This is a genomic window from Streptomyces montanisoli (assembly GCF_017813245.1).
Classification (GTDB): Bacteria; Actinomycetota; Actinomycetes; order Streptomycetales; family Streptomycetaceae; genus Streptomyces; species Streptomyces montanisoli.
In genome coordinates this window covers 1-11,155 of sequence record NZ_JAGIQL010000184.1, presented here as the reverse complement: position 1 = coordinate 11,155, position 11,155 = coordinate 1, and the positions used below count along the sequence as shown (strand labels likewise).

8 protein-coding genes are annotated in these 11,155 nt (G+C 72.7%); 5 read left to right on the top strand and 3 right to left on the bottom strand.

The window, feature by feature from the left end; all coding sequences use genetic code 11:
• Window positions 1-129 precede the first annotated feature (129 nt).
• The 4 genes from JFN87_RS28620 to JFN87_RS28605 are packed head-to-tail and all read left to right on the top strand — an operon-like array spanning window position 130 to window position 3,774.
• Window positions 130-1,149, top strand: coding sequence for an ABC transporter ATP-binding protein (locus JFN87_RS28620; RefSeq protein ID WP_245182223.1), 1,020 nt, complete (start codon window positions 130-132; stop codon window positions 1,147-1,149).
• Entirely contained in the window at window positions 1,146-2,108 is a 963-nt protein-coding gene (locus JFN87_RS28615) for an ABC transporter permease subunit (protein ID WP_209344650.1), read from the top strand. Before JFN87_RS28620 ends, JFN87_RS28615 begins: the two co-directional genes overlap by 4 nt.
• Complete coding sequence (locus tag JFN87_RS28610) at window positions 2,105-3,016, top strand: ABC transporter ATP-binding protein (protein ID WP_209344649.1); 912 nt, start codon at window positions 2,105-2,107, stop codon at window positions 3,014-3,016. The genes JFN87_RS28615 and JFN87_RS28610 overlap by 4 nt, the downstream gene beginning before the upstream one ends.
• Window positions 3,017-3,054: 38 nt before the next feature.
• Entirely contained in the window at window positions 3,055-3,774 is a 720-nt protein-coding gene (locus tag JFN87_RS28605; protein WP_209344654.1) for an ABC transporter permease, read from the top strand.
• Between the two features lie 117 nt (window positions 3,775-3,891).
• On the opposite strand, the gene JFN87_RS28600 is transcribed toward JFN87_RS28605, so the two are convergent.
• Window positions 3,892-5,310, bottom strand: coding sequence for an MFS transporter (locus tag JFN87_RS28600; protein WP_209344646.1), 1,419 nt, complete (start codon window positions 5,308-5,310; stop codon window positions 3,892-3,894).
• Between the two features lie 204 nt (window positions 5,311-5,514).
• Here JFN87_RS28600 and JFN87_RS28595 point away from each other — a divergent pair, with 204 nt between their 5' ends.
• A complete protein-coding gene (locus tag JFN87_RS28595) occupies window positions 5,515-8,181 on the top strand; it encodes a family 78 glycoside hydrolase catalytic domain (protein WP_307865625.1) in 2,667 nt (888 codons plus the stop codon).
• Window positions 8,182-8,244: 63 nt separating this feature from the next.
• On the opposite strand, the gene JFN87_RS28590 is transcribed toward JFN87_RS28595, so the two are convergent.
• On the bottom strand, window positions 8,245-9,291 hold the full coding sequence (locus JFN87_RS28590) for a 2-oxoacid:ferredoxin oxidoreductase subunit beta (protein WP_209344642.1): 1,047 nt from the start codon (window positions 9,289-9,291) through the stop codon (window positions 8,245-8,247).
• Window positions 9,281-11,155, bottom strand: a 1,875-nt coding sequence (locus tag JFN87_RS28585; protein WP_209344640.1) for a 2-oxoacid:acceptor oxidoreductase subunit alpha, incomplete at its 5' end; no start/stop codon positions are given. The genes JFN87_RS28590 and JFN87_RS28585, both read right to left, overlap by 11 nt.

Here is an 11,155-nt window from a genome sequence, read left to right as displayed (position 1 = left end):
CGCCACCCGGGTGCGGGCCCCGCGGGCCGCCCGCGCCGCCCGGGCGTGGGGCCCAAGGGCCCGCGCGCGGGAGCGCCGCCGTGTCCTTCTCGTGGTGCGGTCCCCAGGGCCGTGTACGACCCGAGGCTGATGCCGAGACCGGCGGCAAGGCTGACGAAGTGTGTCGCGTGTCCCAGTAGCGTCTGTCGGGTGACTCCTGTTATCGCGACCGAAGGTCTGAGCAAGCGGTTCCCCCGGGTGACCGCGCTCGACCGGCTCTCCTTGGACATCGGGCCCGGTGTGACCGGCCTCGTCGGCTCCAACGGGGCCGGCAAGTCCACGATGATCAAGATTCTTCTTGGTCTCTCGCCCGCCACCGAGGGCCGCGCCGCCGTGCTCGGGCTCGATGTGTCGAACAGCGGCGCCGCGATCAGGGAGCGGGTCGGGTACATGCCCGAGCACGACTGCCTGCCGCCCGACGTCTCGGCCACCGAGTTCGTCGTCCACATGGCGCGGATGTCGGGCCTGCCGCCCGCCGCCGCGCGCGAGCGCACCGCGGACACGCTGCGCCACGTCGGGCTCTACGAGGAGCGCTACCGCCCCATCGGCGGCTACTCCACGGGCATGAAGCAGCGCGTCAAGCTCGCGCAGGCCCTCGTGCACGACCCGCGGCTCGTCCTCCTCGACGAGCCGACGAACGGGCTCGACCCGGTCGGCCGCGACGAGATGCTCGGGCTGATCCGCCGCGTGCACACCGACTTCGGCATCTCCGTGCTGGTCACGTCCCACCTGCTGGGCGAGTTGGAGCGCACCTGCGACCACGTCGTCGTCATCGACGGCGGGCGGCTCCTGCGCTCCAGTTCCACCAGCGACTTCACGCAGATGACCACGACGCTCGCCATCGAGGTCACCGACTCCGACACGCACCCCGACGGCACGGCCGCCGTGCGGGACGCGCTCGCCGCGGCGGGGGTGACGCTGCTGTCGGCGAGCGAGCCGGGGCTGCCGGGTGCCGGGCACATCCTCCTCGTCGAGGCGGCCGGTGAGCAGACGCACGACGTCGTCCGCGACACCGTCGCGGGCCTCGGCCTCGGCCTCGTACGCATGGAGCAGCGGCGCCACCACATCGCCGAGGTGTTCCGGGAGCAGAAGGAAGGAGTCCCCGCATGAGCGGCACGAGCGGCACCAAAGGCACCGAAAGCACCGCAGGCACCGAGGGCGCGGTGCCCGTCCAGGCCGGTACGGGGGCCGGGCGCGGCGACAGCCGTATCCACAACATCGGGTACCGGAAGTACGACGGCGCGCGCCTGGGGCGCGCGTACGCCCGCAGGTCCCTGTACACGCAGTCCCTGCGCGGCGCCTACGGCCTCGGCAGGTCGGGCAAGTCCAAGGTCCTGCCGATGATCCTGTTCGCGGTGATGTGCCTGCCCGCCGCGCTGATCGTCGCCGTCGCCGTGGCGACGCACGCGAAGGACCTGGCGGTCGACTACACGCGGTACGCGATCCTGCTGCAGGCGGTCGTCGGGCTGTTCCTCGCCGCGCAGGCGCCCCAGTCCGTCTCGCGCGACCTGCGCTTCCGCACCGTCCCGCTCTACTTCTCGCGCCCGATCGAGCGCGCCGACTACGTGCTCGCCAAGTACGCGGCGATGTCCACGGCGCTGTTCGTGCTGACCGCCGCGCCCGTGGTCATCCTCTACATCGGCGCGCTGCTGGCGAAGATGGACTTCGCCGACCAGACCAAGGGGTTCGCGCAGGGGCTCGTCTCCGTCGCCGTGCTGTCGCTGCTCTTCGGCGGCCTCGGCCTCGTGATGGCCGCGCTCACCCCGCGCCGCGGATTCGGCGTCGCCGCCGTCATCGCGACGCTCGTCATCTCCTACGGCGCGGTCTCCACCGTCCAGGCGATCGCGTGGAGCCAGTCCACCACCACCGCGGTCGAGTGGCTCGGCCTGTTCTCGCCGATCACCCTCATCGACGGGCTGAGCACCGCGTTCCTCGGCGCGAGCTCGTCGTTCCCCGGCGGCGAGGGGCCCGGCGCGGGCGCCGGCGTCGTCTACCTGCTCGTCATCCTCGGACTCATCGCCGGTTCGTACGGAGTCCTCATGCGCCGCTACCGGGAGGTCGGGCTGTGACCACGATCGAGATCGACCACGCCTCACGCTGGTTCGGCAACGTCGTCGCCGTCAACGACGTCACGATGACGATCGGCCCCGGCGTCACCGGGCTCCTCGGCCCCAACGGCGCGGGCAAGTCCACCCTGATCAACATGATGGGCGGCTTCCTCGCCCCGTCCACGGGGACCGTCACGCTCGACGGCCGGCCGATCTGGCGCAACGAGGACGTGTACAAGCAGATCGGCATCGTGCCCGAGCGTGAGGCCATGTACGACTTCCTGACCGGCCTCGAATTCGTCGTCGCCAACGCCGAGCTGCACGGCCTCGGCGAGCGCGAGGCGCACGCGGCGCTCGCCACCGTCGAGATGGCGTACGCGCAGGACCGCAAGATCTCCACGTACAGCAAGGGCATGCGGCAGCGCGTCAAGATGGCGTCCGCGCTCGTCCACAACCCGTCCGTGCTGCTGCTCGACGAGCCGTTCAACGGCATGGACCCGCGCCAGCGCATGCAGCTGATGGAGCTGCTGCGCGGGATGGGCGAGCAGGGCCGCACCGTGCTGTTCTCGTCGCACATCCTCGAAGAGGTCGAGCAGCTCGCCTCGCACATCGAGGTGGTCGTCGCGGGCCGGCACGCCGCGAGCGGCGACTTCCGGCGCATCCGCCGCCTCATGACGGACCGGCCACACCGCTACCTCGTGCGCTCCAGCGACGACCGCGCGCTGGCCGCCGCGCTCATCGCGGACGCGTCGACCACCGGCATCGAGGTGGACCTGAGCGAGGGCGCGCTGCGCATCGAGGCCGCCGACTTCGGGCGGTTCACGACGCTGCTGCCGCAGGTGGCGCACGCGCGGTCCATCAGGCTGCTGACGGTCTCGCCCTCGGACGAGTCGCTCGAGTCCGTCTTCTCCTACCTCGTCTCCGCGTAGCCGCGGCCCATCCACCGGAAAGGAGTGTGAACGCCACCATGTACAACCCCACCGTCGCACGGCTCACCTACCGTGCCCTGCTGGGCAGGCGCCGGGCCGCGATCCTCTTCGTCCTGCCCGCCCTGCTGATCGTCATCTCGCTCGCCGTACGGGCGTTCAGCGGCGCGGACGACCAGGTCACCTCCGACGTGCTCGGCGGCTTCGCCATCGCCACGATGGTGCCGCTGATCGGCGTGATCGCGGGCACCGGGGCGATCGGCCCCGAGATCGACGACGGCTCGATCGTCTACCTGTTGTCGAAGCCGCTGAAGCGGCCCTCGATCATCCTCACCAAGCTGACCGTCGCGATCGCCGTGACGATGGCCTTCTCGGCGATCCCGACGCTCGTCGCCGGGCTCATCCTGAACGGAAACGGCGGCCAGATCGCGGTCGCCTACACGATCGCGGCGCTGGTCGCGTCGATCGCCTACAGCGCGCTGTTCCTGCTGCTCGGCACGGTCAGCAGGCACGCGGTCGTCATCGGGCTCGTGTACGCGCTGGTCTGGGAGGCGCTGTTCGGCAGCCTGGTGCCGGGGGCGCGCACGCTGAGCGTGCAGCAGTGGGCGCTCGCGCTCGCGCAGAAGGTCGCGGGCCAGGACGCGGTGTCGTCGGACGTGGGCCTGCCGCTCGCCGTCGTGCTGCTCGTCGCCGTCACATGCGTGGCGACGTGGTACGCGGGGCGGCGGCTGCGGTCGCTGACGCTGGCCGGCGAGGAGTAGACCGTACGGGCGTACCAACGACCCGGGACCGCCCCGGCGCCACGAAGCGTGGCGCCGGGGCGGTCCCGTCGTTCCCCGGCATGCGCGGGCCGCGCGGTCAGGCGCGGGTATGCGCGGTCACCCGCGCGGGACCAGCGCCTCCTTGACGAACCAGCCCTTGCCGCCGCCGGCGCTCCGGTGGCCCGTCTGCGTCAGCTGAAGGTTGTTGGTCTCCGGCGCCCACATCAGCGACGTCACGCCGCCGATCAGGGACACGACGCCCATGAACACCATCGACCAGCTGAGCCCCAGGTGGTCCAGCGAGATCGGCAGCAGAAACGTTCCGATCGCGGCGCCGATGCGGCTGGCCGCCGACGACAGGCCGACGCCCGACGTGCGGATCGACGTGGGGAAGAGCTCGTCCGGGTAGATGCCCGGCAGGATCGACATGATCCCGTAGCTGTACAGGTAGCCGAAGAAGCACACCGTCGCCAGCCACACCGGCACGACCGAGCCGAGCGCCACGATGAAGAGCATCAGCGCGCACACGAACATCGGCCACACGAGGATCGTCCGCCGGCCGACCCGGTCCACGAGCCACCAGCCGGTGGCCGCGCCGAGCAGCGCGATGATCGTGCCGAGCAGCGCGCCCGCCAGCGCGGAGCCGCCGAGGCCGATCGCGCGCAGGACGGTCGGCTGGAAGAACGTCAGCGCGAAGTACGGCAGGACGATGCAGATCCAGAAGACGCAGGTGAACACCGTGCGCCGGATGTAGTCCGGCGAGAAGAGCTCCCGGTAGCGGGTCTCCTCCTTCTTCTCGGAACGCCAGTCCTCGGTGTCCATGGACACGCCGAGGTCCTTCTCGACGATCGCGGCGGCCTCGTCCTGACGGCCCTTGGAGATCAGCCAGCGCGGCGACTCGGGCAGGCCGTGCCGCACGAGCAGGCACAGCACGGCGGGGACGGCGCTCGCGGCGAGCGTGTAGTGCCAGGCACCCGGCCAGTTCGTGTTGACGAGGTAGCCGATCAGGTACGCGATGACGTACCCGACGTTCCAGAGGATCTCCAGGATGCCGAGATAGTTGCCGCGTTTCTTCGTCGGCGCGAACTCGGCGAGCAGCGGGGAGCCGATCGAGTAGTCGGCGCCGACCGCGAGGCCCATGATCAGGCCGAGCGCGAACACCTGCCAGGGGGCCGTCACGAAGAACATCAGCACGGCGCAGGCGAGGAACACCGACAGGTCGATGGTGAACATCGGGCGGCGGCCGAGCTTGTCGGTCACCCAGCCGAGGAAGAGGCCGCCGAAGAACGTGCCGACCAGCGTCGAGGACGAGATCAGCGAGCTCCAGGTGGACGTGACACCGATGTCACGCGCCATGGCGGTGCCGGCCAGGGCCGCGGCCACCGAGGCGAAGACGAAGCCGTCGATGAACATCCCGCCGCCGGTGGCGAGGGTCAGGCGCCGCAGGAAGCGCCGAGTGTGGGCACTGGCCGCGGCCGTGTCGCGCGGGTCGCGGCCCCCGCGCATCTCATGGGGATCGTGTGCAGCTGTCGTCATCTGGTCGCCTTCCGGGCTGGGGAACTATGGGTGCCTCTCCAAATCTGGCCGGTTCATTCCTGTGAATACGGTTCACGCGCGGAGACGCTGCGTGACGGGCAGGTGTTCCGCCGGGGTGATCAAGGCCGTGGCGCCCTTTCCCGCGGCCGTGGATCTGGGCACGATCTGACCCAGGGCCGTCAGCACGAGGGAGGCGTACCGGTGGTGTCCACCGTTCTTGACGTACCGCGCGCGGAGCACCATCGACCGGACCGTATCGGGATCGGCGAGCGGCGGCCCCGGCTGTCGTGGACCGTCGCCGAGGCGCCGCACGGATGGGTGCAGGCCGCCTACGAGGTGAGCGTCGCGGGCGACGGTGCCGGCGCGGGTGAGGGCGTCCCGGGTGAGGGCGATACCGGCCAGGGGCCCGGCGACGCGGCGCCGACGTGGCTCAGCGGCCGGATCGACAGCGCCGCCTCGGTGCTCGTGCCGTGGCCCGCGCCGCCGCTGGCGTCGCGGGAGCGCCGGGTCGTGCGCGTACGGGTGTGGGGCGCCGGCGAGCGGGCGCCGTCCGCGTGGAGCCCGCCGCTCGCCGTCGAGGCGGGGCTGCTGTCACCCGGCGACTGGACGGCGTCGATGGTCGGCCCTCCGGGCAAGCGCGACCCCCGGGCCTGGGAACGCGCCCACCTGCTGCGCGGCGAATTCGAGCTGCCCGCGCCCCCGGCGTACGCCCGGCTGTACGCGACGGCGCGCGGCCTGTACGAGCTGGAACTGAACGGCGCGGTCGTCGGCGACGACGTCCTGACCCCCGGCTGGACCAGCTACAACCGCCGGCTGCGCTACCAGACCCACGACGTCACGGCCATCCTGCTCGACGGGGTCAACGTGCTCGGCGCGCACCTCGCGGACGGCTGGTACCGCGGCCGCATCGGCTACGGCGGCGGCACCCGTGACGTGTACGGGGACCGCACCGGGCTGCTCGTCCAGCTCGAAGTGGTGTGCGCGGACGGCACCGAGGTCCGGTTCTGCACGGGCCCCGGCTGGCGCGCCGCGCCCGGGCCCGTGGTGCGGGCGAGCCTCTACGACGGCGAGCGCTACGACGCGCGCCTCGCGCAGCGCGGCTGGTCTCAGCCCGAGTACGACGAGCGGCCCGGCCACGACCCGGCGGCATGGCGGCCCGTGCGCGTGGCGGCGGACTTCGATCCGGCGACGCTGCGCGCCCCGACCGGCCCGTCCGTGCGGCACACGGCGGACGTGGCGCCCGTCTCCGCCGGCCTCTCCCCGTCGGGCCGGACGGTCGTCGACTTCGGGCAGAACCTCGTCGGGCGGCTCCGCCTGACGCTGCGCGGCGGCAGGCAGGCACGCGGCACGGAGGTGGTGCTGCGCCACGCGGAGGTCCTCCAGGAGGGTGAGCTGTGCACGCGGCCGCTGCGGGACGCCGAGGCCCGGGACACGTATGTGATCGCCGGGCGGCCCGAGGAGGTGTGGGAGCCGCGGTTCACCTTCCACGGCTTCCGGTACGCGGAGATCACCGGCGCGCCCGGGGGATTCGACCCCGCCACCGACGTGACGGCGCGCGTGATCGGCAGCGACCTGCGCCGCACCGGCTGGTTCGCGTGCTCGGACGACGACGTCAACCGCCTCCATGAGAACGTCGTGTGGAGCATGCGCGGCAACTTCGTCGACGTGCCGACGGACTGCCCGCAGCGCGACGAGCGCCTCGGCTGGACGGGCGACATCCAGGTCTTCACGCCGACGGCGGCCTTCCTGCACGACTGCTCGGGCATGCTCGCCTCGTACCTCGCCGACCTCGCGGCCGACCAGTACGCGGACGGCACGGTCCCGCTGATCGTCCCCGAGGTGCCGACCCCCGAGTGGCTGCCCGCGTGGCCCATGGCGGTGTGGGGCGACGCGGCGGTGCTGATGCCGTTCGAGCTGTACCGGGCGTACGGCGACGAGGGCCTGCTGCGCGACAGCTACCCGAGCGCCAGGGCGTGGGTGGACCGGGTGCTCGCGGGCGGCACGGACGGCTCGGTGGGCCGCCAGCTCGGCGACTGGCTCGACCCGTCCGCGCCGCCGGACGACCCGTGGGCCGCGCGCACGGACGCGGGCCTCGTCGCGGCGGCGTACGCGGCGCGCTCGGCGCGCGTGCTCGCGGCGACCGCGGCCGTCCTGGGCGAACGCGCGGACGCGGCCCGTTACGCGGCGGCGTCCGACGATGCGCGGGCGTCCTTCGTGTCCGCGTACACGACCGGCGAGGGGCGGCTGACCAGCGACAGCCAGACCGCCTACGCGCTGGCGATCCGGTTCGACCTGCTGCCGCCCGCGCTCGCGGAGCGCGCGGGCGAGCGCCTGGCCGAGCTGGTGCGCGAGGCCGGCCACCACATCGGGACGGGATTCGCGGGCACGCCGCTGATCTGCGAGGCGCTCACGCGCGCGGGCGCGGTGGACGACGCGTACGGGTTGCTGCTCCAGCGCGGCTGCCCGTCGTGGCTGTACCCGGTGACGATGGGCGCGACGACGGTCTGGGAGCGCTGGGACAGCCTGCTGCCCGACGGGAGCGTCAACCCGGGCGAGATGACGTCGTTCAACCACTACGCGCTGGGCGCCGTCGCCGACTGGCTGCACACCCGGGTCGCGGGCCTCGCCCCCGCGGCCCCCGGCTGGCGGCGCGTGCGCGTCGCCCCGCGCCCGGGCCCCGGCCTGACCTGGGCACGCGCCCGCCACGAGACGCCGTACGGCACGGCGGAGGTCGGCTGGCGGGTCGAGGGACGCAGGCTCGACGTCCGGTTCACCGTGCCGGTGGGCGTGACGGCGCAGGTCGACCTGGAGGGCATGGAGGCGTACGAGGTGGGGGCGGGCACGCACAGGGCGGGCGTGGATCTGCCGTGACGACCGTGCCTGCCGTGACGACCATGCTCCGCCATGCCTCGCGCCCGCCCAGGGCACTGCCGCCTACACCAGCCAGCTGTCCTGCCCCGTCAGCAGCGCCGTGAGGTCGCCGGGCCCGCGCTCGTCGGCCGCACGCCGCAGCTGCTCGGCCATGAGCGTGTCGTAGACCGGGCGGCGCACGTCGCGGAAGACCCCGATCGGGGTGCGGTGCAGCGTGTTCGGGTCGGCGAGGTGCGCCAGCGCGAACGCCGTCGTCGGATCGTCGGCGTGCGCGTCGTGGACCAGCACGCCCGCGTCGTCCGACGGCGGGACGGGCGCCGTGGCCAGGCCGCCGGTGGCCGGGTCGCGCACGACGCCGAGGCCGCCGTCCGCGCCGAACCTGACCGGCCTGCCGTGTTCGAGGCGGATCAGCGCCTCGTCCCGCGTCCCCGGGTTCTTCAGGATGTCGTAGGCGCCGTCGTTGAAGATGTTGCAGTTCTGGTAGATCTCCACGAGGGCCGCGCCCGGGTGCTCGGCCGCCGCGCGCAGCACGCTCGTCAGGTGGGCACGGTCCGAGTCGATCGTGCGGGCCACGAAGCCGGCGCCCGCGCCGAGTGCGAGCCGCACCGGGTCGAACGGCGCGTCGAGCGAGCCCGCCGGCGACGACTTGGTGATCTTCCCCTGCTCGCTCGTGGGGCTGTACTGGCCCTTGGTCAGCCCGTAGATGCGGTTGTTGAACAGCAGGATCTTCAGGTTGACGTTGCGTCGCAGCGCGTGGATCAGGTGGTTGCCGCCGATGGACAGCGCGTCGCCGTCGCCGGTGACGACCCAGACGCTGAGGTCGGGACGGGAGACGGCGAGCCCGGTGGCGATCGCGGGCGCACGGCCGTGGATCGAGTGCATCCCGTAGGTGCCCAGGTAGTAGGGGAAGCGGGACGAGCAGCCGATGCCGGAGACGAAGCAGACGTTCTCGCGGGCGAGGCCCAGTTCGGGCAGGAAGGACTGGACGGCGGCGAGGATGGCGTAGTCACCGCACCCGGGGCACCACCGCACCTCCTGGTCGGACTTGAAGTCCTTCGCGGTCTGTTCCGCCGTGGCCCTGGGAACCAGGGTGAGCGCCTCAGACGGCATGGAGCACCTCCTCGATGGCGGCACGGAGCCGGTCGGACGTGAAGGGGAGGCCGGTCACCTGTGTGCAGGTCCTGGCGTCGACCAGGTAGCGCGCGCGGATCAGCCGGGAGAGCTGGCCGAGGTTCATCTCCGGCACGAGCACCGTGTCGTACGAGGCGAGCACCGCGCCCAGGTTCGCGGGGAAGGGATTGAGGTGGCGCAGATGCGCCTGCGCGACGCGGCCGCCCGCGGCGCGCGCCTTCCGGACGGCCTCCGTGATCGGGCCGTAGGTGGAGCCCCAGCCGAGCACGAGCAGCCGCGCGTCGCCGCCGGGGTCGTCGACCGCGACGTCGGGCACGCTCACGCCGTCGACCTTCGCCTGCCGGGTGCGCACCATGTGGTCGTGGTTGGCCGGGTCGTAGGAGATGTTGCCCGTGCCGTCCTGCTTCTCGATGCCGCCGACGCGGTGTTCGAGCCCGGGCGTTCCGGGCACGGCCCAGGGGCGTGCCAGGGTCTCCGGGTCGCGCAGGTAGGGCCAGAACGATCCGTCGGGCCTGTTGGGCTCCGTGGCGAAGGCCGGTGTCAGGTCCGGGAGTTCGCCGGCCTGCGGGATGCGCCACGGCTCCGAGCCGTTGGCGAGGTATCCGTCGGACAGGAGGAAGACGGGCGTGCGGTACGTCAGGGCGATCCGCGCAGCCTCCAGCGCCGCGGTGAAGCACTCGCCGGGCGTCGCGGGCGCCACGACGGGCACGGGCGCCTCGCCGTTGCGGCCGTACATCGCCTGGAGCAGGTCGGCCTGCTCGGTCTTCGTGGGCAGCCCCGTGCTCGGGCCGCCGCGCTGGATGTCCACGATGACCAGCGGCAGTTCGAGCGAGACGGCGAGCCCGATCGTCTCCGACTTGAGGGCCACGCCCGGCCCCGACGTCGTCGTCACGCCGAGCGCCCCGCCGAACGAGGCGCCCAGGGCGGCCCCGGCGCCGGCGATCTCGTCCTCGGCCTGGAAGACCCGCACGCCGAAGTCCTTGTGCTTGCTCAGCTCGTGCAGGATGTCGGAGGCCGGGGTGATGGGGTAGGAGCCGAGGAACAGCCCGAGCCCGGACTGCCGGGCGGCGGCGACGAGCCCGTAGGAGAGGGCCAGGTTGCCGGTGATGGTGCGGTAGCGGCCCGCCGGGAACGCGGATGCGGCCGACGCCACCTCGTAGCTGACGGCGAACTCCTCGGTGGTCTCGCCGTAGTTCCAGCCGGCCCTGAGCGCGTCCACGTTGGCCTGGGCGAGGGCGGGCCTGCGGCCGTACTTCGCGCGCAGGAACCGCTCGGTGGTCTCGATCGGGCGGTGGTACATCCACGACAGCAGGCCGAGCGCGAACATGTTGCGCGAGCGCTCCGCCTCCTTGCGTGAGAGCCCGGATCCGGCCAGCGCGCCCTGCGTGAGGGTGGTGAGCGCCACCGCGTGCACCGTGTGCGAGGAGAGCGTGCCGTCGGCGCGCGGGTCCTCGGCGTAACCGGCCTTGGCCAGCGCCCTCTTGGTGAAGGCGTCCGTGTCGAGGATGATCTCCGCGCCGCGCGGCAGGTCCGCCAGGTTGGCCCTGAGCGCCGCCGGGTTCATCGCCACCAGCACATCGGGGGTGTCGCCCGGTGTGGCGATGTCGTGGTCGGCGAAGTGCAGCTGGAAGCTGGACACGCCGGCGAGGGTGCCCGCGGGGGCGCGGATCTCGGCGGGGAAGTTCGGCAGGGTGGACAGGTCGTTGCCGAACTCGGCGGTCTGCGTGGTGAAGCGGTCCCCCGTCAGCTGCATGCCGTCGCCCGAGTCGCCGGCGAAGCGCACCACCACGCGTTCGAGGCGGACCACGGGCTTGGCCGCGTCCTGCCCGGGCCGCGGGTCCCC

Bases quoted from the DNA above. Each gene is read 5' to 3' on its own strand.
- JFN87_RS28620 (WP_245182223.1), top strand. From the start codon at position 130: ATGCCGAGACCGGCGGCAAGGCTGACGAAGTGTGTCGCGTGTCCCAGT.
- JFN87_RS28615 (WP_209344650.1), top strand. From the start codon at position 1,146: ATGAGCGGCACGAGCGGCACCAAAGGCACCGAAAGCACCGCAGGCACC.
- JFN87_RS28605 (WP_209344654.1), top strand. From the start codon at position 3,055: ATGTACAACCCCACCGTCGCACGGCTCACCTACCGTGCCCTGCTGGGC.
- JFN87_RS28600 (WP_209344646.1), bottom strand. From the start codon at position 5,310: ATGACGACAGCTGCACACGATCCCCATGAGATGCGCGGGGGCCGCGAC.
- JFN87_RS28590 (WP_209344642.1), bottom strand. From the start codon at position 9,291: ATGCCGTCTGAGGCGCTCACCCTGGTTCCCAGGGCCACGGCGGAACAG.